The 26,294-nt window shown below is 61.8% G+C and carries 23 protein-coding genes; 10 read left to right on the top strand and 13 right to left on the bottom strand.

Annotation, left to right across the window (positions count from 1 at the left end):
• Nucleotides 1-123: 123 nt before the first annotated feature.
• Nucleotides 124-2,349 (top strand): sensor histidine kinase NtrY-like, encoded by a 2,226-nt coding sequence (locus tag ACR1XV_RS06975; protein WP_480529663.1) that lies wholly within the window; start codon nt 124-126, stop codon nt 2,347-2,349.
• Nucleotides 2,346-3,755 (top strand): nitrogen assimilation response regulator NtrX, encoded by a 1,410-nt coding sequence (ntrX, locus tag ACR1XV_RS06980; RefSeq protein WP_480529664.1) that lies wholly within the window; start codon nt 2,346-2,348, stop codon nt 3,753-3,755. Before ACR1XV_RS06975 ends, ntrX begins: the two co-directional genes overlap by 4 nt.
• A gap of 9 nt (nt 3,756-3,764) precedes the next feature.
• Here ntrX and ACR1XV_RS06985 read toward each other — a convergent pair whose 3' ends face one another.
• Nucleotides 3,765-4,244 carry a hypothetical protein gene (locus ACR1XV_RS06985; protein ID WP_480529665.1) on the bottom strand — a complete coding sequence of 160 codons (480 nt, stop codon included), beginning with the start codon at nt 4,242-4,244 and terminating at the stop codon, nt 3,765-3,767.
• Nucleotides 4,245-4,340: 96 nt separating this feature from the next.
• Here ACR1XV_RS06985 and trkA point away from each other — a divergent pair, with 96 nt between their 5' ends.
• The 5 genes from trkA to ACR1XV_RS07010 all read left to right on the top strand — a co-directional run bounded on the left by trkA (nt 4,341) and on the right by ACR1XV_RS07010 (nt 9,222).
• Entirely contained in the window at nt 4,341-5,717 is a 1,377-nt protein-coding gene (gene trkA / locus ACR1XV_RS06990; RefSeq protein ID WP_480529666.1) for a Trk system potassium transporter TrkA, read from the top strand.
• Nucleotides 5,717-7,258, top strand: a complete 1,542-nt coding sequence (locus ACR1XV_RS06995; protein ID WP_480529667.1) for a TrkH family potassium uptake protein — start codon at nt 5,717-5,719, stop codon at nt 7,256-7,258. The genes trkA and ACR1XV_RS06995 overlap by 1 nt, the downstream gene beginning before the upstream one ends.
• A gap of 131 nt (nt 7,259-7,389) precedes the next feature.
• On the top strand, nt 7,390-7,629 hold the full coding sequence (hfq, locus tag ACR1XV_RS07000) for an RNA chaperone Hfq (RefSeq protein WP_005982826.1): 240 nt from the start codon (nt 7,390-7,392) through the stop codon (nt 7,627-7,629).
• Nucleotides 7,629-8,900 carry a GTPase HflX gene (gene hflX / locus ACR1XV_RS07005; protein WP_480529668.1) on the top strand — a complete coding sequence of 424 codons (1,272 nt, stop codon included), beginning with the start codon at nt 7,629-7,631 and terminating at the stop codon, nt 8,898-8,900. Before hfq ends, hflX begins: the two co-directional genes overlap by 1 nt.
• Before the next feature lie 31 nt (nt 8,901-8,931).
• The gene (locus tag ACR1XV_RS07010; RefSeq protein ID WP_480529669.1) at nt 8,932-9,222 is read left to right on the top strand and encodes a putative quinol monooxygenase; all 291 of its coding nucleotides are present in this window, start codon (nt 8,932-8,934) and stop codon (nt 9,220-9,222) included.
• A 6-nt stretch (nt 9,223-9,228) separates the two neighbouring features.
• On the opposite strand, the gene ACR1XV_RS07015 is transcribed toward ACR1XV_RS07010, so the two are convergent.
• The 4 genes from ACR1XV_RS07015 to hemB all read right to left on the bottom strand — a co-directional run bounded on the left by ACR1XV_RS07015 (nt 9,229) and on the right by hemB (nt 14,072).
• Nucleotides 9,229-9,624: a nuclear transport factor 2 family protein gene (locus tag ACR1XV_RS07015; RefSeq protein WP_480529671.1), complete on the bottom strand. Its 396-nt coding sequence runs from the start codon at nt 9,622-9,624 to the stop codon at nt 9,229-9,231.
• 105 nt (nt 9,625-9,729) lie between these two features.
• Complete coding sequence (locus ACR1XV_RS07020) at nt 9,730-12,192, bottom strand: penicillin acylase family protein (protein WP_480529673.1); 2,463 nt, start codon at nt 12,190-12,192, stop codon at nt 9,730-9,732.
• Nucleotides 12,193-12,357: 165 nt separating this feature from the next.
• Nucleotides 12,358-12,930, bottom strand: coding sequence for a lipid-binding SYLF domain-containing protein (locus ACR1XV_RS07025; RefSeq protein ID WP_480529675.1), 573 nt, complete (start codon nt 12,928-12,930; stop codon nt 12,358-12,360).
• A 143-nt stretch (nt 12,931-13,073) separates the two neighbouring features.
• The gene (gene hemB, locus ACR1XV_RS07030) at nt 13,074-14,072 is read right to left on the bottom strand and encodes a porphobilinogen synthase (protein ID WP_480529677.1); all 999 of its coding nucleotides are present in this window, start codon (nt 14,070-14,072) and stop codon (nt 13,074-13,076) included.
• A 120-nt stretch (nt 14,073-14,192) separates the two neighbouring features.
• Here hemB and ACR1XV_RS07035 point away from each other — a divergent pair, with 120 nt between their 5' ends.
• A complete protein-coding gene (locus tag ACR1XV_RS07035; protein ID WP_480529679.1) occupies nt 14,193-14,717 on the top strand; it encodes a component of SufBCD complex in 525 nt (174 codons plus the stop codon).
• Between the two features lie 22 nt (nt 14,718-14,739).
• Nucleotides 14,740-18,195: a transcription-repair coupling factor gene (gene mfd / locus ACR1XV_RS07040; RefSeq protein ID WP_480529681.1), complete on the top strand. Its 3,456-nt coding sequence runs from the start codon at nt 14,740-14,742 to the stop codon at nt 18,193-18,195.
• Here mfd and ACR1XV_RS07045 read toward each other — a convergent pair.
• The 5 genes from ACR1XV_RS07045 to ACR1XV_RS07065 form a co-directional block, all read right to left on the bottom strand.
• The gene (locus tag ACR1XV_RS07045; protein WP_480529683.1) at nt 18,192-18,869 is read right to left on the bottom strand and encodes an SH3 domain-containing protein; all 678 of its coding nucleotides are present in this window, start codon (nt 18,867-18,869) and stop codon (nt 18,192-18,194) included. The genes mfd and ACR1XV_RS07045 overlap by 4 nt on opposite strands.
• Complete coding sequence (locus ACR1XV_RS07050; RefSeq protein ID WP_480529685.1) at nt 18,866-20,530, bottom strand: tetratricopeptide repeat protein; 1,665 nt, start codon at nt 20,528-20,530, stop codon at nt 18,866-18,868. The genes ACR1XV_RS07045 and ACR1XV_RS07050 overlap by 4 nt, the downstream gene beginning before the upstream one ends.
• Nucleotides 20,531-20,588: 58 nt before the next feature.
• Complete coding sequence (locus ACR1XV_RS07055; protein ID WP_480529687.1) at nt 20,589-21,797, bottom strand: MFS transporter; 1,209 nt, start codon at nt 21,795-21,797, stop codon at nt 20,589-20,591.
• Nucleotides 21,798-21,870: 73 nt separating this feature from the next.
• Nucleotides 21,871-22,530 (bottom strand): DsbA family oxidoreductase, encoded by a 660-nt coding sequence (locus ACR1XV_RS07060; RefSeq protein ID WP_480529689.1) that lies wholly within the window; start codon nt 22,528-22,530, stop codon nt 21,871-21,873.
• Complete coding sequence (locus ACR1XV_RS07065; RefSeq protein WP_480529691.1) at nt 22,527-24,044, bottom strand: class I adenylate-forming enzyme family protein; 1,518 nt, start codon at nt 24,042-24,044, stop codon at nt 22,527-22,529. Before ACR1XV_RS07065 ends, ACR1XV_RS07060 begins: the two co-directional genes overlap by 4 nt.
• Before the next feature lie 66 nt (nt 24,045-24,110).
• Between ACR1XV_RS07065 and ACR1XV_RS07070 the strand changes: the two genes are divergently transcribed.
• The gene (locus ACR1XV_RS07070) at nt 24,111-24,734 is read left to right on the top strand and encodes a helix-turn-helix domain-containing protein (RefSeq protein WP_480529693.1); all 624 of its coding nucleotides are present in this window, start codon (nt 24,111-24,113) and stop codon (nt 24,732-24,734) included.
• Here the strand turns inward: ACR1XV_RS07070 and ACR1XV_RS07075 are convergent.
• From ACR1XV_RS07075 to ACR1XV_RS07085, 3 genes are all read right to left on the bottom strand, one after another.
• Nucleotides 24,723-24,959, bottom strand: a complete 237-nt coding sequence (locus ACR1XV_RS07075) for a hypothetical protein (protein ID WP_480529695.1) — start codon at nt 24,957-24,959, stop codon at nt 24,723-24,725. The genes ACR1XV_RS07070 and ACR1XV_RS07075 overlap by 12 nt on opposite strands.
• Nucleotides 24,960-25,149: 190 nt before the next feature.
• A complete protein-coding gene (locus ACR1XV_RS07080) occupies nt 25,150-25,809 on the bottom strand; it encodes an aquaporin (RefSeq protein ID WP_480529697.1) in 660 nt (219 codons plus the stop codon).
• Nucleotides 25,806-26,282 carry an arsenate reductase ArsC gene (locus tag ACR1XV_RS07085; protein WP_480529699.1) on the bottom strand — a complete coding sequence of 159 codons (477 nt, stop codon included), beginning with the start codon at nt 26,280-26,282 and terminating at the stop codon, nt 25,806-25,808. The genes ACR1XV_RS07080 and ACR1XV_RS07085 overlap by 4 nt, the downstream gene beginning before the upstream one ends.
• Nucleotides 26,283-26,294: the final 12 nt, after the last annotated feature.

Genomic DNA, 26,294 nt, shown 5'->3' on the forward strand with positions numbered 1-26,294 from the left:
CAACGACCACGACATATGGCGGTCAGCCGCACAGGCGGCACATCAGTAAGAGGGCAGACGGTGGCAACCCGGGCACAGAGCGGGCCGATCCTATGGATCAACCGGTGGCGTAAGTCCCGGAAAATGCGCAATTTCAGCACTCTGGGGCTGGTCGTTTTGGGCCCCGTGCTGACGCTCGCAACCTATCTGGTCATTGGTCCTTTCGATCTAGGTGCTGCGGCCCCCACGCTGCGGCTGATTCTGCTGGCCGATCTGGTCTATGTGCTGGTTGTGGCCGCGCTTGTGCTGGGGCAGCTGTTCAGCCTGATCGCGGCGCGGCGGGCGAAATCGGCGGGCTCTCGCCTGCACTTGCGTCTGATCGGCGCGTTCACGTTGCTGGCGCTGGTTCCGACGGTCACCGTGGCGATTTTCGCCGGGCTGACGGTGAATATCGGTCTCGAGGGTTGGTTTTCGGACCGAGTGCGGCAGGTGGTGGGATCATCGCTGAGTGCAGCCGAGGCTTATGAGCAGGAACATCGGCAAGGCCTGACGCAAGACGCGGCCGTATTGGCGCGGTTTCTGGATAATGCCCGCGCACTTGACTATTACATCTCGGACGCCGAACTGCGCGAGGTTCTGGCGCAGGGGCAGGCGCAGATTCAGCGCGGTCTGCGCGAGGCTTATGTGATCGACGGCAGCGGCGAGATCCGGTCGCGCGGGGACCGGTCCTACCTGTTCGATTACGAAGCGCCGACACCCGAAGAGATGGTCGAGGCCAACGATCAGGGCATGGCCATCATTGCCGATTGGGACAACAGCGAATTCCGCGCGCTGGTGCCGTTGAAGGCTTATCTGGACCGTTACCTCTATGTCAGCCGCGAGGTGGATGGTGAGCTGCTGACACTATTGGACGAAACTAAGGAAACGGCGCAGTTCTACAGCCAGTTGGAAAGCGAACGGGGCAGGGTACTGTTCGAATTTGGCCTGTTATATCTTGGATTTGCGGTCATCCTGATCCTTGCCGCCATGTCACTGGGCATGTGGTTTGCCGAGCGTCTTTCCCGGCCCGTCGGGCGTTTAACCACAGCGGCGCAACGGGTGGGCGCGGGCGATCTGAGCGTTCAGGTCTATGAAGAGGCCAGCGATGACGAGATCGCCATGCTGGGCCGGTACTTCAACCAGATGACGCGCCAGTTGAAGGGTCAGCGCGACACGTTGCTGGACAACACACGCCATATCGAACGCCGTCGGCGGCTGTTTGACTCGGTGCTGAGTTCGGTGACTTCGGGCGTGGTCGGCGTTGACCCCGATGGCTGCGTGACCTTCGTGAACCGATCAGGCGAACGTCTGCTGGGCTGGTCCGGTGGGGAACAGAACCTGGCGATCGGCATTGCCGTGCCCGAGTTCCTGCCGTTGTTCGAAGAACTGAAAGCCAGCGGACAAGAGGCGATTCAGGGTGAGGTCAAGGTGACCCGTAAAGGCCAGTTGGAAAACCTGCTGGTGCGGATGGCCACGCGGCGTGGCGAGGATGGTGGGCTTGAGGGCTATGTGGTCGCCTTCGATGACGTCACCGATCTGGTCAGCGCGCAGCGGATGGCGGCGTGGGGCGACGTGGCGCGGCGCATTGCGCATGAGATCAAGAACCCTCTGACCCCGATCCAGCTGAGCGCCGAGCGGATCAAGCGCAAATTCTCACGCAAGCTGGACGAGGATGATTGCGATAGTCTGGAATCGATGACCGACGTCATCGTACGGCAGACCAACGACCTGCGGCGGATCGTGGATGAGTTCTCGAAATTCGCCCGCATGCCCGAGCCGGAGCGGCAGGAAGAGAACATCGTAGGGTTGGTCCGAGAGGCGGTGTTACTACAGCAGGCCGGGCAGCCGGATGTGCAGATTGATGCCGACCTTCCCGATCAGCCCATCGCAGCCGATGTGGATGCCACGATGCTGAGCCAGGCGCTGACCAATCTGATCAAAAATGCCGGTGAAGCGATTGAAACCCTGAAAGAAAAAGGTGCACCGGATAATCTAAAGCCGCAGATCAAGGTGGTGGTTTCCAGCGATGACGCCGGAACGCAGATCACCATTGCCGACAACGGCATCGGCCTGCCCGAGGACCGGGCACGGCTGTTTGAACCCTACGTGACCACCCGCGACGAGGGCACCGGCCTTGGCCTGCCCATCGTCAAGAAGATCATCGAAGAACATGGCGGAGCGCTGACATTGGAAGATGCGCCCACATTCGACGGACAGGACCATTTCGGCGCGATGGCTGTCATTCGTCTTCCCGGGGCCTCAGGCGGCCCGTCAATCGCGCCAGACAAACAGGCGATTAAAACAAACAAACTGAAAGCAGGCCAAAGATGAGCGACATTCTGATCGTAGATGACGAACGCGATATTCGCGAATTGGTGTCCGATATTCTCGAGGACGAAGGCTATTCCACCCGGTTGGCGGGAAACTCGGACGATTGCATGGCGGCCATCAACGCCGAGCCTCCGGGGCTGTTGATCCTGGATATCTGGCTGAAAGACAGCCGCATGGACGGGATCGACATCCTGAAGGCGGTGAAACGCGACAACCCGGATGTGCCGGTGGTGATCATTTCAGGTCACGGCAATATCGAAATCGCGGTCGCCGCGATCAAGCAGGGCGCTTACGACTTTATCGAAAAGCCCTTCAATATTGACCAGTTGATGGTGGTGATCCGCCGCGCAATGGAAACCTCACGCCTGCGGCGTGAAAACGCCTCGCTGAAACGGCAGGAGGTCAGCTGCTCCGACATGATCGGCAAATCGGCCTCGTTCCGGGCAATGCAGGGGCAGTTGGACAAGGTGACCAAATCCAACGGTCGCGTGATGCTCAGCGGTCCGGCCGGGTCGGGTAAGGAAATCGCGGCGCGCTATATTCACGCCCATTCCAACCGCGCCAATGCGCCCTTTGTCACTGTGAACTGCGCCGGGATTGAGCCTGAGCGGGTTGAAGAAGTTCTGTTCGGCCGCGAATCCTCGGAGCGCGGGATCGAGTCCGGTCTGCTGGAAGAGGCCCATGGCGGTGTTGTGTATTTCGACGAGGTCGCGGATATGCCGCTGGGCACCCAGTCGAAAATCCTGCGGGTGCTGGTGGATCAGCAGTTCCAGCGGGTGGGCGGTAGCGACAAGGTTCGGGTTGATCTGCGCGTTATCTCGTCGACCAACCGCGATCTGGAAGAAGAGATCGCCGCCGACCGGTTCCGCGAAGAACTCTATCACCGGCTGAACGTGGTTCCGATCGCCGTACCCTCGCTGGAAGAACGGCGAGAGGATATCCCGGTTCTGGCGCAGCACTTCATCGAAATGTGCAACGAGACGCAGGGCTTGCCTGCGCGTGAGTTGTCGGACGAGGCGGTTGCTTTACTGCAAACGATGACATGGCCGGGCAATGTGCGCCAGTTGAAGAACCTGATCGAACGGGTGCTGATCCTTGGCGATGGCACCGACCCGATCGAGGCGCGCGAGCTGCCCAGCGAGGAAGAGAAATCCGACGAATCCGGGCGCGTGGTCCTGTCGGGTGCATTGGCGACCCTACCGCTGCGCGAGGCGCGCGAGGCGTTCGAGCGGGAATATCTGCTGACCCAGATCAACCGGTTTGGCGGCAATATCAGCCGCACCGCCAGCTTTGTCGGCATGGAACGCAGCGCGCTGCACCGCAAGTTGAAATCGCTGGGCGTCGTGACCTCGAACAAATCCGGTGCTCGGGTGGCGCAGATTGACGAACCTGAACCGGCGGAGTGATCCGCCGGGTTAACCCGTCTGGCCCGGCGTGATGATCTGGAACGATCCATCGTCGAATTTGACGAAACAGCTCTCGGTGCTCAGCGGCGGCAGGGTGGTTGTGCGCGCAGGCGTCACCCGTGATTTCACCCCTTGCCTGCAGGGCCGCAGGCTGACCGGCTGATAGCCTTTGGCGGCCATGCATTGCGCCTCGACCGTGCTGCGCAGCCCCGAGTTGACATCGACGGTGTAGATCCGCCCCGGCTCCCACCAGCCGGGATTGCGATAGCAGCGGCCGTTGCGGTCGCAATAGGTGCGACCGGGCCAGTAGGTCGGTGGGCTTTGCCGGACCTGATTGGCCACAGGGGCGTCTTTCAGCGCCTGCACCTGGCAGGCCGTGGTCTCGGTCTGCATCCGCGCAACGCTCTCACCTTCGCGGTAATACAGCGACAGCGGGCCGCAAGCCGAAAGGGTCAACAGGCAAATCAGGACAGGCAGCATTGTTTTCATGCGCTTATTCTGGCGCAGCTTGTGCGGCATGACAATTCAATTGACCGCTTCGGGGGCATCTGTCATTCAAAGATTTCAGGCAGAAGGGCCAGTAATATGAAGGTCATCATATGCGGTGCCGGTCAGGTTGGCTGGCAGATTGCGCGTCACCTTTCGGGCGAGCTGAACGATGTGACGGTGGTCGACAACAATCCCGATCTGGTGCGCCGCGCGACCGAAACGCTGGACGTGCAGGGGATCGCAGGCTTTGCAAGCTACCCCGACGTGCTGGAGCGGGCAGGGGCCCGCGATGCCGATATGATCATCGCCGCGACTCATTCGGACGAGGTGAACATGGTCACCTGCCAGATGGCGCATTCGGTTTTTTCGATCCAGCGCAAGATCGCTCGTTTGCGGTCGAAATCCTATCTTGAGGCGATCCATTCCGACCTCTACCGCCGCGATCACCTGCCCATCGATGTGGTGATCAGCCCCGAACGCGAGGTTGCAGCGGCTGCCATGCGCCGCCTGTCGGCGCCAGCCGCCTTTGACACCGAACTGTTTATGGATGGCAAGGCGCAGTTGCTGGGCATTCGGGTCGATGAGGACTGCCCCATCGTGAATACCCCCCTGCGCCAGCTGACCGACCTGTTCTCGACCCTCAGCTCGATTGTCGTGGGCGTCCGGCGCGAGGGGTCGCTGTTCGCCCCCGAGCCGGATGATCAGTTGTTCGTCGGCGACGAATGCTATGTCTTCACCAGCGTCAACGATGTCGACCGCACGATGGAGGTGTTCGGCAAGGCGCAACGCAAGCAGGACCGGGTTGTGATCGTTGGCGGCGGCAACGTCGGGCTGGAAGTGGCCCGCACACTCGAAGAGCGCGAAAGCCGGGTCCGGGCGAAGGTTATTGAACGCGACCGCAAATGCGCCGAGATCGCGGCCGAGGCGCTAGAACGGACGATCGTTCTGAACGGCGACGGTCTGGATTCCGCGTTGCTGAGCGAGGCGGGGATTGAACGCGCCGATGCGATGCTGGCGGTCACGGACGATGACCGCACCAACATGCTGGCCGCGGTGCGGGCCAAGGGCGAAGGCTGCGCGCTGGCCATTGCGCTGATCAACGATCCCAGCATGGTGGCGCTGATGGGGCCGCTGGGAATTGACGCTTATATCAACCCGCGCGCAACCACCGTCAGCTCGATCCTGCGGCATATCCGGCACGGGCGTGTTCGCCAGGTCTATTCCATCGGCGATGCCGAGGCCGAGGTGATCGAGGCTGAGGTGCTGTCGACCTCGCCCATGGCGGGGCAAAAGCTGCGCGATATCGATTTTCCCGAAGGCGTTCTGGTCGGGGCGGTGCGCAAAGGCGACGAGCTTTTGCGCCCGACTGGCAGCCTGCGGATCGACGAAAAGGACGTGGTCGCGATCTTCGCCATGGCCAAGGACGTGCCCGAGGTCGAACGCCTGATGCAGGTCTCGATTGATTTCTTCTGATGGTGCAGGCGCGCGCACAGCAACAGGTCGGGGTGCTGCGGCGGTTGCCGCTGCTTCTGATGATCTGGGGGATTGCCGCGCTCGCAATGTGGATACCTGCCGCCTACGCGCTGGTGCTGGACGATCATGCGACGTCGCGGGCGTTTTTCTATGCGGGTCTTCTTGGCTTGTTCTGCGTGTCGATTATCGCGGTGGCGATGTCGAACCGAACGCCGCGCCGGGGTACGTTGGGGCAGCTGGCGGTATTGCTGGCGGCCTTCACGATCATGCCGGTGTTTCTGGCGATCCCGTTCCATGATGCGCTGGGAACCACCAGCTTTCTGAACGCCTATTTCGATATGGTCAGCGCGCTGACCACAACCGGGGCAGATCTGTTCCCCGATCCGGCGCGGCTGTCTGCGCCATTACATCTGTGGCGCGCCCTTGTAGGGTGGATGGGTGGCCTGCTGATGTGGATTTCGGCGGCGGCCATCCTTGCTCCGCTGTCGCTGGGCGGGTTCGAGGTCACCGCGCGGGGGCAACCAGGCCGCCCGGTCTCGGGCGTGGCGCAGAGCGAAAAGACCGACCCGCGCGGGCATCTGATCCGCGTGACCCGCACGCTGAGCCCGGTCTATGCGGGCCTGACCGTGGTGATCTGGATTTTGCTGCTGATCGCAGGGGAACAGGGGCTGACGGCGGTTTGCCATGCGATGTCGGTGATGGCGACCTCTGGTATCTCTCCGGTCGGCGGACTGGAAGGGTCGACGGCGGGCTTCACTGGCGAGGCGATCCTGTTCCTGTTTTTATTCTTCGCCCTTTCACGGCTGACCTTTTCCACCGATACGGCGACCTCGGGCTATGCGCGGCTCGACAAGGACCCTGAGTTCCGCATCGGCATTTCGATCGTGCTGGCGGTGGCGCTGCTGCTGTTTCTGCGGTTCATGGCCGGTGTGGCCGAGTTGAGCATCGAGATTTCCCCGTTGCAGGCGCTGCAGGTGATCTGGGGCATGATCTTCACCGCGATGTCGTTTCTGACCACCGCCGGGTTCGAAAGTGCGAACTGGAACGATGCGCAGCAGCTGTCAGGTCTGGGCACGCCGGGCCTGATCCTGATGGGGCTGGCGTTGATTGGTGGCGGTGTGGCGACCACGGCAGGCGGGGTCAAGCTGCTGCGGGTCTTTGCGCTGTACCTCAATGGCAAGCGCGAGATTGACCGGCTGATTTATCCCTCATCCATCAGCGGCGAGGGCGGGGGCAACCGTCGCATCCAAAGCGATGGTGCCTTTATCGCGTGGATCTTCCTGATGATGTTCGCCCTGACGCTGGCGTTCTTCAACCTGCTGCTCGCCGCGATGGGGGTCGGGTTCGAGCAGGCGATGGTGCTGGCGGTCGCAGCACTCAGCACGACGGGGCCGCTGATCGAGCTGGCAACCGATGTGCCGATCCGCCTGATCGATCTGTCTGATGCGGCCAAGCTGACCGTCTGCGCGGGGATGGTGATTGGCCGGCTTGAGACGCTGGCCATCGTCGCGCTGATCACGCCGACGCTGTGGCGCGATTGACCTATCGTCATCGATTGGCGTTACTGCCTGATTTTTCATCTGGAATATCTGTGCGCGCCGCTCCATAGTGAGCGGGAGGGAGCGCGTTGGTCCGCAGCGCGTAGCAAGAACAATGGCGAGATTATAACAATATGGCTTCGGACAGACAAAATCTGCAGGACGCGTTCCTGAACAATGTACGTAAGGCAAAGGTCCCGGTCACGATATTCCTGATCAACGGCGTGAAATTGCAGGGTGTGATCACCTGGTTCGACAATTTCTGTGTGCTGCTGCGCCGCGACGGACAGTCGCAGCTGGTCTATAAGCACGCGATTTCGACCATCATGCCGTCACAGCCGATCAACCTGTATGAGGGCGAAGACGCCTCTTGATGGAACATGAAAGGGCGCGCACCCGGGCTTGGGTGCTGCATCCTGAAATCAAATCAGATGAACAGCGCCGCGTCCCTGAACCGGCGCTGGCCGAGGCGGTTGCGCTGGCTGCCGCATTGCCCGATTTGGATGTGATCGGGTCCGAGATCGTGCGCCTTCCGCGCGCGCAGGCCGGATTGCTGTTCGGCAGCGGCAAGATCGAGGAACTGGCTGACCGCCTGCATGACAATGACGTCGAACTGGTTCTGATCGACGGTCCGGTGACGCCGGTCCAGCAGCGCAACTTGGAAAGGGCTTGGAAGGTCAAAATCCTCGACCGGACCGGGCTGATCCTGGAAATCTTCAGCGACCGCGCGCGCACTCGTGAAGGGGTGCTGCAGGTCGAGATGGCTGCGCTCAGCTATCAGCGCACGCGTCTGGTACGGGCCTGGACCCACCTGGAACGTCAGCGGGGGGGCTTGGGCTTTGTCGGTGGCCCTGGTGAGACTCAGATCGAGGCCGACCGCCGCGCGATTGACGATCAGCTGGTGCGCCTGCGCCGTCAGTTGCAGAAGGTGATCAAGACCCGCACTCTGCACCGCGCCGCCCGGGCCAAGGTGCCGTATCCGATTGTCGCTTTGGTTGGCTACACCAACGCTGGAAAATCCACCCTGTTCAACAGCCTGACCGGGGCCGAGGTGATGGCCAAGGACATGCTGTTCGCCACGCTGGACCCGACCATGCGCCGGGTCGAACTGCCCGATGGCCCCGAGGTGATCCTGTCGGACACGGTGGGGTTCATCTCGAACCTGCCGACCGAACTGGTCGCCGCCTTCCGCGCCACGTTGGAGGAGGTGTTGGGCGCTGATCTGGTCGTCCATGTCCGCGACATCAGCCACGAAGAGACCGAGGCGCAGGCGCAGGATGTGGAAACGATTCTGACCTCTCTGGGGGTCGAGGATGACCGGCCCCGGCTGGAGGTCTGGAACAAGATCGACCTGCTGGATGCGCAGGAGCGCGAAGCCACGCTGGCACGGGCCGAGCGTGATCCGGCGATTTTTGCCATATCTGCTGTGACCGGCGAGGGGGTCACGCATTTGCTGTCCGAAATCGCCACGATCCTGCAGGGCGCGCGGCATGAAACCACGCTGACGCTGGGCTTCGCCGAGGGCGACAAGCGCGCGTGGCTGTTCCGTCAGGACGTGGTCCGCGCAGAAGAGCAGACCGACGACGGGTTCGAGATCACCGTGCTGTGGACCGACAAGCAGGCGGCTCAATTCGCGGCGCTTTGACCTCGGATTTGCCTAACCGCGGGGGGTGAGGATGACGCAGGACAACGGCAAGGTCTATCTTCGAGGGCACATCACGGTGCCACAAGATCGTCTGGAACAGGTGCGGCAGGCGTTGCCTGTGCATATCGCGCTGACGCGGGCGGAAGAGGGCTGCATTGCTTTTGAGGTCAGCGAAGATGCAGAGTACCCCGGGCGGTTCAACGTGTCCGAGGTATTCGCAAATCAGACTGCCTTTGATGCCCATCAGAACCGGACGCGGAATTCGGATTGGTTCCGTATCACACAAGGCATCCCGCGCGACTATGTGGTGACCTCAGAGTAAATCAGGTCAAGACCCGTCGATCTGGCTTTGCCGTTCATCCGCATCGAACCATTCCAATGAGCTTTGGATCTTGTGGTCCGGCGTCAGTTCCCATTGCTCCCACCCGCGCGTGATAACGCGGTTTCCTGTGGTTTTGTGGTGCCCTTCGAGTGTCCTGACGAACAGGGCATGAGGCCCGGCCCACCGCATCATGTCGCAACGGACTTCAAGATCGGGAAACTGGGCGTACAAGTCGCGCGCCATCTCGGCGATGGCGGCGTGACCTTGCAGAGGTTCGCTCCGATTGATGATGATCTGTCCGTCGGGCGCGAAGAAGTTGGCGACGGCGTCGGGATCTCCTGAACTCCAGGCGACGGCGTAGTCGCGCGCCAGATTGTTCAGGGTATCGCGAAGGCTACCCATGAAATTACCCCCTTCTTGCCAATGCCACGACCCGTTGAATTTAGGCGAAAAGCACCGGCGGCGTCCACGCGGGGTGTAAAAGGGCGCGGGTAATTGCCGATCACTTCAGCGCGGGTTCAGCACCGTCACCCCAACCGCCGCCGCGCGGGCCAACCCGATATCTAGCGACATGGGGATATATTCGCCGCGCCGCCACAGCTGCGCCTGATCATCGTAATAGCGTGACAGGAAATGGCCGGATTGGCCGGTGGCGGTGATGAAAACCGAGCTGTCGGGGTCGGCAAAATCATAGACGCCGCGATAGCCCGCGCCATGTACGTTCTGGAACGGGTCCGGCCCTTCGCCCGAGGTGCGCCCGCGCAGCAGGGTGTTGTCACCGCCGCTGGTGGACTGGCGGATGTTGACGAAAAAGCGCAGCACAGGAACCTCTCCCAGAACCGGGTGGTCATGGGTGGCCTGATGCGCATCGCCCCAGCGCAGGGACTGTAGCGCCGTACCGTAGCGCTCGGAAATCCAGATGATCGCATCGTCCAGCGCCAGCCGCGCCATGTCGGTACAGGTCTCGACCGGGGCGCTTTGGCTCACGTCGCACCAGACCGAGGCGCCGTCGATATCGCGATACACCCGTTCGATGAACAGTGGCTCGACATGCTTGTACTCAGCCGCCAGCGGGCCAAGCTCGTCCGAGATCAGGCGGATTTGCAGCGCCCTCAGCCAGGCGGCGTAGATCAGCGGCTCGGGCAGATGCTCGTTCATCTCCCCGTTCCAGTTGGCCAGCAGGTCCAGCGCGATCTGTCGTTGACGCTCGGGTGTGCCTTCGGGCGCGGATTCGCCGGTGAACCACAGGTCGGCTCCGATCAGTGGCAGCAAAGAGCGGGCAGTGAAGCTGACAGTATCCAGTTGCGCCTCGATAAAGCTGTCGCGCGTATGTACCTCGCGCGATTGCATCAGGCGTTCCCAGCGATTGACCCGCTGCGTATCACCCCACTCATACGAGACATGGCGCGGGAACGGGCGGTCGATGATCTTGTTGTTGGTGTTGCCCAGCACACCGCCCACCGGGGCCACAAATTCCGGGTTGTCGGCATAGGGCAGACGACCCTGCCAGCGGTTGCGGTCCAGCCAGCCGGGCGTGGGAATGCGGCCCCGGCTTTGGTTATTCAGATCGCGCCGGGGCATCGCGCCGATTAGTTTCAGCCCGATCGTGTCCTTGTCGACCAGCGACAGGTTCTGCGAGGGGGCGATGAAACCTTCGGCCAGATCGATGGCTTCGCGCACGGTATCCGCGTTCATCAGCGCCAGCGAGGCGCTGATTGAGGTGTCGCGGGGGCTCAGGGCGCTCCATGACAGGGACGCGACATGACCGGGTGGTGTGATAGTTTCCAGATCGTAATGCGTACCCGGCAGAACGGGGCCGTTTTCCGTCCAGCGCAGGGTCAGGGTGATGGGAGCGGCATCCTTGATCTCGATGATCGAGGGGCGGGTCTGAAAGCGTTTGTAGCCGTCGGGCGTCAGGTATTCCTCGGGGTTGTCGGGGTTCAGCTGCTCGATATGCACGTCCTGATCGTCCAGATAGGACGAGGTCAGCCCCCATCCAAGGCGATCGCTGCGCCCGGTCATCACGGGCGGCGCACCGGGAATCGTCGCGCCGATCACGCCGCCCTTGGCCAGTTCCAGCCGTGCCAGATACCAGATGCCGGGGGCGGTGAAACCCAGATGGGGATCGTTGGCCAGCAAGGTGCCGCCGCTGGCGGATCGCGACGGCGCGGCGGTCCAGGCGTTGGACGCGCCGGCCAGCCCGCGTTGAGGGAAGGGGGACAGCGCCGTGTCGGGCATCGGCGCGCCCTGCGCATAGCGTGGCAGGTTGGGAAACAGCGCAGCATATTCGGGCAGCGCCGCGATGCCGGGGCCGGGGACGTTGGGCAGAATATCCGCCAGCCGCGCAGGATCCTCGAGCACCAGAGAGGTCCGGGCCCGCAGGACTTCATCGGCGAGATGACCGGATAGCTGCAGGCCCATCAGCTTGATGATCGCAACGCTGTCGCCCGGTTGCCACGGGGGCATGGGGGCGTTGAACAGGAACATCTCGGGCGCGCCGCGTCCCAGCGCTTGTTCGTTGATCTCGGCCAGTCGCGCGTTGATCCCGGCGGAATAGGCGCGCAGCGCGGCCTTGGTATAGTCGTCCTGCACCTCGACCGAGCGATGGGCGAGCCCGTAAAGGTCCAGCCGCCGCAGCAGCTTGTCGATATGCACGGTGCGTTGGCCGAACACCTCGGACAGGCGCCCCTGAACGGTACGGCGCAGAACTGTCATCTGCCACAGCCGGTCCTGCGCGTGGGCGTAGCCCAAGCCAAAGAACACATCCGGGTCGGACTGGCCCAGAATATGGGGCACATTCGCGGTGTCGCGGACGATCTCGACCGGGGCAGTGATGCCTTTGACTTCAACGGTTTGATTGTAGTCGGGCAGGGATTGGCTGGCCAGAAAATAGACCAGCCCCACAGCGGCAACAGCAAGCAGGATCAGGCCTGTCGCAAGTCTTACCAGCCAACGAAAAACCAGACCCATCTGTCCCCCGAGATATCCGTGTCGTCCTTTGCGCCAAGGTTACTGGAACCCCCGCTGAACCGAAAGGGCAATGCTACCGGAATTTGTGGAAATTCACCAAAAGTCAGAGCCCCGCCACAAGATGTAGCGGGGCCGGATCGAGGGGGGAGGGTGGTGTTGCTGCGCTTAGGGGATGATGCGGGTGTATTTTGTGCCTTCGACCGTTGCGCCGAATTTCAGGCCGGCTTGCCCGAAGACGGCTGCCAGTACCGGTTTGCGCAGTTGGGTGGTGTCGGTGGACAGGGATTCTCCGGTCGCGTCGACCACATAGCCGATATCGGCCCCGGCCGTCCAACCGCTGGAGCGGCGGAAATCGTTCAGCGCCTCGTCCGTCATGAAGAACAGCACATGCGCATATTGCTGCGCGCCGATCTGCAGGCCCGCGCTGCCCGAGATGGCCGAGTAATAGTCGACCGTCGCACCCTGAATACGCAGCGCGCCTTGCCCATAGGCACCGCCAAAGATGAACCCAGCTTCGGTGATCAGCGGCATGACGAGCATGCCGTTGGCCTTGTCGGCGATCTCGCGCGTATTGGGGTATTTGTTGTACATCTCGTTCAGCGTCGCATCGACGCGCGCGTCGATTGTGGCTGCGTTCGAGTTGCCGACACCGTTGCCGCAGGCGGCAGTCAGGGTCAGTCCGGCCATGCCAAAGGCAAAGCCACGACGGCTGAGTCGGGGGGAGTTGGAACTGCTCATGTTTCTCTGTCTCTGTGTATGTGCCTGATATGTCGGGTGTTCCCGATCTTATGTGCAAGTTTACGCCGATTGCGGCCGCCTGTCACGGGAAAGCTGCGCCGCGACCGCGTCAGATCGGCGAAAAATTGCGACAAACTCAGGCTTTAGCCCTGCAGGATGCGCGCGGCCTCGGGCGCGAAGTAGGTCAGGATGCCGTCACAGCCCGCGCGTTTGAAGGCCAGCAGGCTTTCCAGCATGACCTTTTCGCCATCAATCCAGCCGTTTTGCGCAGCCGCCTGGATCATCGCGTATTCGCCCGAGACCTGATAGGCATAGGTCGGCGCGCCGAAACTGTCCTTCACCCGGCGGCAGATATCCAGATAGGGCATTCCCGGCTTGATCATGACCATATCCGCGCCCTCGGTCAGGTCGCGCTCGATCAGGCGCAGGGCCTCGTCCGAATTGGCAGGGTCCATCTGATAGGTCTTCTTGTCCCCGGTCAGCGCGCCCGAAGCGCCCACCGCATCGCGGAACGGACCATAGAAGGCGCTGGCATATTTCGCGGCATAGCTCAGGATCATCACCTTGTGATGCCCCGCGACCTCAAGCGCATTGCGCATCGCGCCGATACGGCCATCCATCATATCCGAGGGGCCGATGATGTCCGCCCCGGCCTCGGCCTGTGCTAGAGTCATCTTCACCAGCGCCTCGACCGTCTGGTCGTTCACAATCTCGCCATTGACAACGTATCCGTCATGGCCGTTGATATTATAAGGGTCCAGCGCCACGTCGGTCATCACCGCGATATCCGGCGCGGCGGCTTTGATCGCACGGATGGCGCGGTTTGACAGGTTGTCGGGGTTCCACGCCTCGGCACAATCCTCGGTCTTCAGGCTGGGATCGGTATAGGGGAAGATACAGATCGCCGGGATTCCAAGAGCTTGCGCCTCGACCGCGGCTTTGGCTATCAGGTCGACCGAGCGTCGCACGACACCGGGCATCGATGGGACGGGTTCTTCGATGCCTTCACCACCGCGCACGAAAACGGGCCAGATAAAATCATTCACGGTCAAGGTGTTCTCGCGCACCAGACCTCGGATCGCCTCGGATTGGCGGGCCCTGCGGAACCGCGTGAGGGGATAATGGGCGATTGTCGGTTTCATGGCGCGCTCTCCTTGAACAATTGCGCATTGGGTGGCATGAATTGCACGTGGTCTCAAGGGTAACAATGGACGCGTCAGTGTGATGAGGGTCCCTGCGGACGGTGAATAAAGGGCTGGCGCTTGGACATATACTCTTCGATCTTCGAACTCATCGATATGCGCAGCTTTTCGAATCTGTGGTACTGGATCGGGCTGGCGGTGTTGTGGTCATCGGTCAGCCATTGGACGATGGGCATTCCTTACGATCTGGTGGTACGCGCGCGTCGCGTGGGTGGCCAGACGGAACGCGACTTGCTGGACATTGTTCGCATCAACGGGAACCGGTTGCTGTATATCGTTGATGTGTCGGGACTGGTCATTTTTGCATTGTCGTGCTTCGCGTTCACCGGGCTGGCGGTGCTAGGTTTCTTCTATGACGTCGAGTTTGCACAGGCGGTCTTTATGCTAATGTTCCCATTGTGCTTTGTGATGTTGGCGAATATCGCAGCAGCCCGGCGACTGCGCCGGGAAGTGCCGACGTTGGAGATCGTCTCGAAAACACTGACGCGGTGTCGGCTTTTCACGCAGATCATCGGGATGATTTCGATCTTGATCACGTCCCTTTGGGGGATGTACCAGAACCTTTCGATCGGCGTTTTTGGCTGACAACTGCGGAAAGGATGCGGCGATGACGGCTCCGAACCACGTAACGGTTGGCGGCGCCCCTGAGGGGTTTGACGCGCAGCTTGTCCTGAACGAGATCGCCCGGTCAGGCGGTCCGGTGTGCCACGTCGCACGGGACGACAAGCGCATGGAGGCGGTGCGCGCCGCGCTGACCTTCTTTGCGCCCGACATGCCGGTCTTTGTCTTTCCGGGTTGGGACTGTCTGCCTTACGACCGGGTGTCGCCCAATGCCGATATCTCGGCCGCTCGGGTGGCGACGCTGGCGGCGCTGGTGCATCAGATGCCGGATCGGTTCGTGCTGCTGACCACGCTGAACGCCGCGACCCAACGTGTGCCTGCCCGCGAGGTGTTGCGCGAGGCGGCGTTTACCGCACGCGTGGATCACCGCATCGATGAAGTGGCGTTGCGTAACTTCCTCGTCCGTATGGGGTTTATCCAAAGCCCCACAGTGATGGAGCCCGGCGATTACGCGATCCGCGGCGGCATCATCGACATCTTCCCTCCGGGCGATTCCGGCCCCGTGCGTTTGGACCTTTTCGGAGACGTTCTGGACGGTGTCCGCCGTTTTGATCCCGTCTCGCAACGCACGACCGAAAAGCTTGATATCGTGGAACTGGCTCCGGTCTCCGAGGTCATTCTGGACGAGGCTGCCATCACCCGGTTCCGCCAGAACTATCGCATCGAATTCGGCGCTGCCGGAACCGATGATCCGCTTTATGAGGCGGTCAGCGCAGGCCGCAAACATCAAGGCATCGAACACTGGCTGCCGTTTTTCCATGAAAAGCTGGAGACCCTGTTCGATTATCTGCCCGATGCGACGATCACCGTGGATGATCAGGTGACACCTGCGCGGCTGGCGAGATGGGATACGATTGCCGATCAATATGAGACGCGTAAGCTGGCGCTTGAAAACCGGTCGCGTATGGATACGGTCTATAAACCGACCCCGCCCGGACTGCTGTATATGGACGACGCAGCGTGGGAGCAGGCGGTGGGCGACCGTCGCGTGCTGCAGTTCAGCCCTTTGCCGCAGGCCAGCGGGCCGGGTGTGATCGACGCCGGCGGACGGATCGGACGCAACTTTGCGCCCGAACGTCAGCAGGAAAGCATCAGCGTGTTTGGTGCGTTGGCCGCGCATATCACTGAAAAGATGGCGAAAGGCCCCGTGCTGATCGCGTCCTATTCCGAAGGCGCGCGTGAACGTCTGACCGGCCTGATCGAGGACGAAGGTCTGGCCGAGGCGATCCCTGTCAACGATGGCACCCGCGTCGGCAAACGGGGGCTGCATCTGGCCGTCTGGGCGTTGGAGCACGGGTTCGAAACGCCCGATCTGACGGTGATCTCAGAACAGGACGTGTTGGGCGACCGCCTGATCCGCCAGCCCAAGAAACGCCGCAAGGCCGAGAACTTCCTGACCGAGACCCAATCGCTGTCTCCTGGTGATCTGGTTGTGCATGTGGATCACGGCATAGGTCGCTATCAGGGGATGGAGGTCGTGACAGCCGCCGGGGCCGCGCATGAATGCCTGCTGTTGGAATATGCCGAACAGGCCAAGCTGTACCTGCCGGTCGAGAATATCGAACTGCTGTCCAAATACGGTCATGACGAAGGTCTGCTGGACCGGCTGGGCGGCGGCGCATGGCAGGCCAAGAAGGCCAAGCTGAAAGAGCGCATCCGCGAGATGGCGGACAAGTTGATCCGCATCGCCGCCGAACGCGCGTTGCGGAAGGCTCCGGTCATGGACCCACCTCCACACGCGTGGGAGGAGTTCAGCGCGCGTTTCCCCTATCAGGAAACCGACGACCAGTTGCGGGCGATTTCCGAGGTGATGGAGGACATGCATTCCGGCGCGCCGATGGATCGTCTGATCTGCGGCGACGTGGGCTTTGGCAAGACTGAGGTTGCGATGCGCGCGGCCTTTGTCGCAGCCATGTCCGGCGTTCAGGTCGCGGTGATTGCGCCGACCACGCTGTTGGCGCGCCAACATGCCGCGAGCTTCAAGGACCGTTTCCGGGGTTTCCCGCTGGAGGTGCGTCAATTGTCACGCTTTGTCTCGGCCAAAGAGGCGCAGCAGACCCGTGACGGGCTGGCGCGCGGCACCGTGGATATCGTGATCGGCACCCATGCGCTGCTGGCCAAGGGGATCCGGTTTCAAAACCTTGGACTGCTGATCATCGACGAGGAACAGCATTTTGGCGTGGGCCACAAAGAGCGCCTGAAACAGTTGCGCTCGGACGTGCACGTCCTGACCCTGACCGCAACGCCGATCCCACGGACGCTGCAACTGTCGCTGACGGGTGTGCGCGACCTGTCGATCATCGGTACGCCGCCCATCGACCGGCTGGCGATCCGCACCTATGTCAGCGAGTTCGATGCGGTTACCATTCGCGAGGCGCTGCTGCGCGAGCATTACCGTGGTGGACAGAGCTTCTATGTGGTCCCACGCATCTCGGACCTGCCCGAGATTGAGGAGTTCCTGAAAGATCAACTGCCGGAACTGACCTATGTGGTCGCGCATGGACAAATGGCGGCGGGTGAGCTCGACGACCGGATGAACGCCTTTTACGACGGCAAGTATGATGTCCTGCTGGCCACGACGATTGTGGAAAGCGGGCTGGATATTCCGACCGCGAACACGATGGTTGTGCATCGGGCGGATATGTTTGGGTTGGCGCAGCTCTATCAAATCCGCGGCCGGGTCGGGCGCTCGAAAACCCGCGCTTACGCTTATTTGACCACAAAACCCCGCGCGCGCCTGACTGCGACGGCCGAGAAACGTCTGCGCGTTCTGGGCTCGCTGGATACGCTTGGGGCAGGGTTCACGCTGGCGTCGCAGGATCTGGACATTCGCGGCGCGGGGAACCTGCTGGGCGAGGAACAGTCGGGCCAGATGCGCGACGTGGGTTATGAACTCTACCAGTCGATGCTGGAAGAGGCGATTGCCAAGATCAAAGCGGGCGAGATGGAGGGGCTGTTAGATGCCGACGACCAATGGGCACCGCAGATCAATCTGGGCGTGCCGGTACTGATCCCCGAGGACTATGTGCCCGATCTGGATGTGCGTCTTGGCCTCTACCGTCGTCTGTCGTCGCTGTCGACCAAGGTAGAGTTGGAAGGGTTCGCCGCCGAACTGATCGACCGCTTTGGCACTTTGCCAAAGGAGGTCAACACCCTGATGCTGGTCGTCCGCATCAAAGCCATGTGCAAACGGGCCGGTATCGCGAAACTGGATGGAGGGCCCAAAGGCGCGACGATCCAGTTCCACAATGACAAGTTCGCTTCACCCGAAGGGCTGGTGGAGTTTATCCAGAACCAGCGCGGGCTGGCCAAAGTCAAGGACAACAAGATCGTTGTCCGGCGCGACTGGAAGAAGGACAGCGACAAGATCAAGGGCGCGTTTGCCATCGCCCGCGATCTGGCCGAGAAGGTTGTCGCCGTGAAGAAAAAGGCGAAAACCTAGTCGCCTGTGACAAACGTGCAAAGCTGCCACTGGCCCGCGTCGGATTTCACGAACGCGGCGCGATAGCCGACCATCGGGGTCAGAAAATCCGTGTGCATATAGCCCGATGTCCCGTCGGTCAGGCGGACGTTCTGGTAGGTTTCCTCGGGCTGATAATCCGGCACGAGCACAACTTCATAGCTGATCAGGCCAAGGATTGCCGCACCGAGCGACGGGCTTTGACGCAACGAGATGTCCTGAGCCGTGACGAAATACGCCGTGAACGGGTCGACCGAGGCGGGCAGGGCGATGCGCCAGTGGGTTGGCATCCAGAACTCGCCCTGATCGTCAAAATAGCCCGGCTGGGACAGCGTGGTTTGCAAATCCGTCCAAAAGGCATTGCGCAGGTTCGCTGCCTCGTCGCGAAACTCTTCGGCGAGCGTTTCCGGAGGGACCGTCAGGTTGATGCGAAACTCGTCCGGACCGCCCGCGCTCCCGTGGCTGAGGTAGATGTCGTCGCAGGCCGCCGCCACAACCGCGTCCGTGTCACGGGCCTCGATCTTGGTTCGCAGGTTCTCGCGGAACGCGACCAGAGAGGGATCGCGATCCGCCTCGTCAACGGGCGCAAAGGTCTGACGCTGGGCAAGGGCTGGGCCGGCAATCAGCAGGCTTGCCATCAGCAGCGGTATTCTCATTCAGCGGCCCTCATCGCGGCTTGTGCGCAGAAACAGGACGCGCCAACAGCGCGGTCGGCGCGGGCTAAGGCGAGATCAAGCCGTTGTTTGATTTGCAGGATTTCCACATTTTCACCGCGGGCTTTCAAGCAATCATGCAGGCCCTTCAGGCTCCAGACATTGTCCGGATGGATCGAGGCGCGGCTGAGCGTGCCGCCAAGCCCCAGATCTTCGCGATAGACCTGCTCGGCCTCGTCCGTATGGCCCTGTTCAAACAATAGCGCCCCGAGCGCATGGCGGGTGGGCTGCATCCAGCCCCATGGCTCATCATAGGGCAGCGTGTCGTCCAACTCGACCGAGCGGCGCAGATGGGCATAGGCGATTTCGTGGTTTCCTTTGCGGTACTCGATCTCACCGCGCAGCATTTCGGCGGCGATCTCCAGCAGGTCGATGACGCGGTTGTTGTGCAGGCGGCGGGTTTCGGGGACGCAGGTCTTGGCGCCGAGGAACAGTTGCTCTTCGGCCTCGGCCTGTGCCACTTCGCCGGTGGCCGCGTGCGCGATGGCGCGGGCGTAATGCGTGGTCGCGGTGAGCGTGCGGTAGAGGTCGGGATCCTCGGGCAGTTCCAGCGCCTTGGCCTCGTCCCAGCGGCCAAAGCGGATCAGGATATGCGGTCCCATGGACATATAGCTTTCGAAATAATCCGCCATGGGCGGGCTTTCGATCCGCAGCATATCCTCGGGCGTGGTGTCCCAAAGCCCCTGATTGGCGCGCAGGGCCGGTTCCATCTGGCCAAGGAACAAAGCCCCGTAGATGGTGAAGTGATAATTGTGCTGGCGATAGCCAGTATAGATGTTGAACGCGCCCTCACGCTCGTAATATTTCAGATCCGCGACAGAGGCCTGTGCGTTCCAGTGGACGACGTTCTGGTAATGGCCGCACAGCACGTCGATATGGGTGGGCATATGCACCAGATGCCCGGCGTCGGGCACCAAGGTCCGCAGGATATCCCCGGCTTTCAGGGCCTTTTCCGGGGTGGGCGACATCTCCATCAGATGCACATAAAGGTGCAGCAGGCCAGGATGTGACATGGCGGCCGGATCGTCGGCCATTGCCGTTTCCAGCGCCTCTTGCGCCTCAAGCGTGGCCGCGCCTTCGGCGGGCTGGCCGGTTTTCAGGTCCCACATCTGCCACGGCGTCAGGTTCAGCAGCGCCTCCACATAGATCGTGCGCAGGTCCAGATCACCCGATTGTTCGGCAAAGGCCGCGCGCATGGCGTCGGCATAGTCATAGTCCCAGCGGTGCATATCCTCGGTCGGATCCCGCTGCGGGTATCGCGCGGGCAGGGCGCAGATCAGCGCCTGTTCGACCGGCGTGCATCCGTCCAGCAATGCCATCGCGCGCTGCGTCGCGTCATAGGCGGTCGCCAGCGCTTTGGTCTGGCCTTGTTCGTCGCGCAAATCCCAGGGCAGGTTATAGTTCGGTCCCGCCGCATAGGCGACGCCCCAATGGGCCATGGCGCAGTCGGGGTCGTGCTCGGCAGCTTTCTGAAAACAGGCCACGGCCTCGTCATGGTTGTAGCCATAGGTCCAGACCAGACCGCGATTGAACCAAAGCTGCGCCTCGGGCGATGCTGTGGTGACGGCACAGGAATATGTGCCCAGATCGTAGTAGTCGCTCATGAAGCCCCCTCCCCAAGAATTGAGGGAAGGTTAGCGCGATTCAGGCGGTCTGCACAGATCAGGCGGGTAGTCTGTTTTCGATCCGGCCCATATGCAGCATCAGACCGAAACCGAGGATGCACATGATCAATATGGCCGTCGTCAGCGGAGTGATCGAGCCGTCGAACAGCAGACCCACAGGGGCTGCGATAGCTGCCGCCAGAACCGTGGCAATCGACCCGATCACCGAGGCTGCCATGCCCGCTATATGGCCCATCGGCTCCATCGCGATAGCGTTCAGGTTGCCCATGGTGATGCCCGCCATAAAGAAGACGGTCGTTTGCCACGTAACGAACAGCGCGAACGAGGCGTCAGGCGACAGCGGGGTCATGTTCAGGACAATGACGCAGCTTGTGATCAGGATTTGTCCACCCAAGGCCCATGTCACCATGCGACGCATACCCACGCGGACCACCAGCGCCGCATTCAGCAGACTGGCCGAACCAGAAATCAGCGCAATGAATCCGAACCAGAACGGGAAGCTTTCGGCCCGGTCGTGGACGACATCGAAAATGGGTTGCACCATCGTCAGCATGGTGAACAGCAGCCCCATGCAAAGGGTCTGTACAAGGATCGACAGGCGCACGGTTGGATGAGCGATCATCTCTTGCACCGCGGCGATCATCAGCGGCAACCGGAAGGGGCGGCGGTTTTCGGGGGCCAGGGATTCGGGCAGCCGGATGGACATCCAAAGCACGATGATCGACGCAAACAGGATGAACGACACGAAGATGCCACGCCAACCAACCAGAGCAATAACGCCCGCACCCAGCAGCGGCGCAATCGCCGGGACCAGCGTAAAGATCATCATGGCGATTGAGATGATGCGCGCCATCTCGCGTCCCGCAAACAGGTCCCGAATGATTGCCATCGCGACGACGCGCGGACCGGCGGCACCCAGCCCCTGCGCCACGCGCGCGGCCAGCACCAGCTCTAGTGAGGAACTGGCCCATGCGACGGCAGAGGCCAGAATATACAAGGCGACACCACCATAAATCACCGGCTTGCGTCCCACCGCGTCCGAGATCGGCCCGGTGAAAAACGTACCGATCCCCATGCCCAGCACGAAGGATGTCAGGATCAGCTGCGCCTTGTTGAGATCACCGGGGCTCAGCTCGGCTCCGATCTCGGGCAGGGCGGGCAGCATGGAATCGATCGAAAAGGCAATCGTGGCGAACATCATCGCGACCAGCGCAATGAACTCGCCCCGTGACATGCGGTTGGTCATGGGAAGCTCCTTCCCGGCAGCGCTATCACGGGGCCGGGTGTCGGACTAGATCAGAAATGCACAGAGGTCTGTGCTATTCTGCAGGGGAAGCCTCAAGTTGAGACATGATGTCCGCGATCACTTTCCCCCACAATTCAGGAGGTTGCGCGCCGGGAACGGCGTGCTGATTGGCGACGATGAAAGTGGGGACTGAGCTCACGCCCATCTGGCGCGAATGGGTATCGCGGGTGCGGATATCTTCGCGGTCGGCGTCGGATTTCAGCAGTTTCGCCACCACGGCGGCGTCCATACCGGCACTGTCGGCGATGTCGGCCAGAACCTCATGGTCGCCGATATCGCGCGCCTCGACGAAATAGGCGTTGAACAGCGCGTCGACCACGGCGTTCTGCTTGCCCTCGATCCCGGCCCAATGGATCAGGCGGTGGGCGTCCAGCGTGTTGGGCGTGCGCTTCATCCCCTCGAAATCGATCTTCAGGCCTGCGTTTTCGGCATGTTCCACCACAGGCGCATAGGCGCGGACGGCACCGTCCTTGCCGCCGAACTTACGCTCAAGGTACTCGCGCCGATCCATGCCTGCGTCGGGCATATCGGGGTTCAGCTGAAACGGGTGCCATTCGATCACGAAGGGATGGTCGGGGACCTCGGCCAGCGCCTTGTCCAGATGGGTCTTGCCGATATAGCACCACGGGCAGATCGGATCGGACATGATGTCAAGCTTAACGGTCTGTGTCATTCGGACGTCGCCTTGAAATAGGCCGGCAGGGCGCGGCGCAGGAGTTTGCCGTTGCCTCCGGTGGGCAGGGCGGAGAGATAAACAAAGGCGCGCGGTTGCTTGTAGCGCGCCAGCTTGGTCTCGACATAGGTCCGCAGGTCCGCTTCGTCCAGCTTTTCCGGGCCGGTGTAGAAGGCGGCGATCACGAATGTGTCCTCTTTGACCTCGACCGCAGCCGCGCCCACTTGCGTGATTCCGGGATGGTGCGAGAGGGCGGATTCGACCTCGACCGGGGACACGCGATAGCCGCCTGCATTCATCATGTCGTCGTCGCGGCCCAGATAGGTGATCTGCCCGTCCGCCGCCATCGCGCCCTGATCGCCGGTCAGGAACCAGTTGCCTTGCATTCGGGCCTTGGCCTCGTCTGGCGCGTTGAGATAGGTCAGCATCAGACCGGGGTCGTCGTGATGGATGGCGATGGTCCCCTCTTGCCCCTGCGGGACCGGGCCGTTGGGTCCAACGATCGCGATCCGCCGCCCGGTTTGCGGCTGGCCTAACGCGTCGCCGCGCGCCGGATGGCTGGGGCTGGAAGAGATGAAGGTCGAGCATTCGGACATGCCATAGGCCTCGAACAATTCGGTGCCGGTGGTTTGCACCCAAAGTTCATGCAGATGGCGCGACAGTTTCTCGCCCGCACTGAGGCCGTGGCGCAGGGCGGGCAGGCTAAGGCGGTCGGGGTCTTGCAACATCCGGCGATAGACGCCGGGCGCGGCAGCAAAGATCGTGGCGCGATGCCGGTTCAGCAGCCCGGGCAGGGCGGCGATATCGGTGCGCGGCTCAGGGATCAGCGCCGTCGCACCCATGGTCCACGGGTCCATCAACCCGGTCCCCAGCGTATAGGTCCAGTTGAACGCGCCCGCATGGCACAACCGATCCGTTGGCGTCAGGCCGTACCAGCCGTCGACCATCATCTGCCGCGCCCAGATCGCCCGGTGTGCATGGGCGACGGCGCGGGGCTTGCCGGAGGTGCCCGAGGTATAGATGACGTAAGCCAGCCGGTCGGGGTCTCCCATCTCAAAACGGGCCGGGGGCAGGGGGCGCATCTCGGTCAGATCGAACAGGGTGATTTGACGGGGGTGCGGGGCGCAGGACACGTCCGGGTCGCGCAGGATAGCCGCCGGGTTGAGATCGCGCAGGATGCCCGCCGTCTCGGCCTCGGTCAGTTGCGAGGATGTCGGCACTGGCACCAGTCCCACGGCGATGGCCCCCAGATAGGCAATCGGGAAATCGACTGTATTGCCCAGCCGCATCAGCACGATGTCCCCGGGCGTCAGACCTGCCTGAAGCAACCCGGTTCCGGTGCCAAGGATTGCGGCCTGCAGCTGGGCATAGGTCCAATCCTGCGCAGATTCCGCACCAAGAACCGACAGCGCCGTCTTATCCGCACAATCATCGGCATGGCGCAGAACATGCGCGGCCAGATTGAACGGGCTGGGGCAGGGCGCAAAAGGCCCCTGATCGAAGATCGACAACATGACCAAAGGGCTATCGCCGGGCGCGGCGCGTTGCAAGCGGCGCGGGCTGGCCCTATAGAAAGAGCCATGAGCGCGAAAGACCACAAATCCATCGTCCGAATTGCCCGTGACAACGGCGCCAGCACCGAACTGGAGCCCGTCGATCTGGGCGCTCGTGTGCGCGAATTGCGCAAGGCGCGGAAATGGACGCTGGAACAGGCTGCCAATCAGGCGGGGCTGGCGCGTTCAACGCTCAGCAAGATTGAAAACGGACAGATGTCGCCGACCTATGACGCGCTGAAAAAGCTGGCGACAGGGTTGGAGATCTCGGTGCCGCAACTGTTCACGCCGCCACAGCGCGATCAGGTGATTGGCCGTATGGCGGTAACCAAGATGGGTGAGGGTGCGGCTCACGCGACCACAACTTACGAACATGAGCTGCTGGCGGAAACACTGACCAAAAAGCAGATGCTGCCCTATCGCGCCCGCGTGCGTGCGCGGTCGATGGAGGAATTCGACGGCTGGGTCCGCCATGATGGCGAAGAGTTTCTATATGTTCTGACCGGCGTGGTACGCCTGTTCACCGAGTTCTATGAACCAGTCGAAATGCGCCGTGGCGACAGCGCCTATTACGATGGAAGCATGGGGCACAATGTCATCTCGGTCAGCGACGAGGATGCGACGATCCTGTGGGTCACATCACTTACGTAGCACCTGGCTGGCCTCGCGGTTCAGCCCCTCGATAAACAGAAAGTCCTCAAGCTCTTCGCGCGCTTCGTTCACCGTCAGATGATGGCGCTCGGCCAGATAGGCCTCGAACTGTTTGCGATCTTCGCCAACGCGCGCCATATCCTGATCGCGCAGGTTCGGGAACCTGCGTTTCGCGCGCGCATAAGACGCGCCCCAATCTTGCGTCAGATCAGCCCAGTTTAGCATCTGCGAGCCTTCCTTTGTTCGGGTTTCAGGACTGCTCTCCCCCAAGTCAGCGTACGGAGACGGGCGGGATGCTGCGGACATGACAAAATGTCGCAGGCTGCCGTTGGGTCAATTGGACGTGAAAAAACCCGCTGCGGCTAAACCGCAACGGGCAGACGGACCTGCTGTTAAGTGAGTGGCGGCCGGTCCGTTATTCCTCTGGCTTGAACAGCCAGTTCAGTAAAACATGCCCGATAAATACAGCAATTATCTGCATTAAGATGAACATCTGGATATGGGCAGGGTATATCCCGGCGAACGTATCCGTAAAGCCTCTTGCGATGGTCACCGCCGGATTCGCAAAACTTGTGGACGATGTGTACCAGTAGGCGCCGGTGATATAGAGACCCACAAGCGCTGGTACCGTGTCCGGTTTGTGCCGAATTCCGCCGAAAATCACGAACAACAGGCCCAGCGTTGCGATGATTTCTGAAAACCACTGGTGCGACCCGGTGCGGTGCAGGGTTTCCGAGGTCTGAAGAATCGGCAGGTCGAACATATAGTGGCTGGCCCAGACGCCCGCGATCCCGCCTGCGATCTGCACCAGCATGTACGGTGCCACGGCGCGCCACGGGTGTTCGCCGCGCAGGGCAAAGGCCAGCGTTACCGCCGGGTTGAAATGCGCGCCCGAAACGGGGCCCAGCGTGGTGATGATTGCATAGAGCATACAGCCCGTCGCAATCGCATTGGCCAGCAGCGCGAGCGCGATGTTATCGCCTGCCAACGTCTGCGCCATGATGCCTGAACCGACGACGCCGATCAGCAGGAACGCGGTGCCGAGGAACTCGGCGAAATACTGGCGGGCGGTCATGTGATGTCTCCGATACGTCTGAGCTGAGCGGTCAGTGCGGTACTGTCCATGGTCTCGATGGGCAGGGCCAGCAGCGCCTCGGCGCGGCGGCCCAGAATGTCGTAGGCGGTGCGAAAGGCGGCGTCCCACTCGGGTTCGGCTGCTGCTGCGGGATCTTCGACGCCCCAATGGGCCCGGACCGGAGCACCGGGCCAGATAGGGCAGGTTTCTTCAGCGGCTGAGCCGCAGACGGTGATCACCATATCCATCGTCGGCGCGTCATCTGCCGCGAATTCGTCCCAGCTTTTCGAACGAGCGTCGCGGACGTCATGGCCTTCGCCGCCCAGAAGGGTCAGGGATTGCGGATGCACCTTGCCGGTCGGGTTCGATCCGGCCGAATAGGCGCGCACCCGTCCGTCACCGGTATGGTTGAAGATCGATTCCAGCAGTATCGACCGGGCAGAGTTGCCCGTGCACAGAACCAGTATGTTCATCAGAGATGTCCT

The sequence above is a fragment of the Ruegeria sp. AD2(2025) genome, assembly GCF_056542385.1.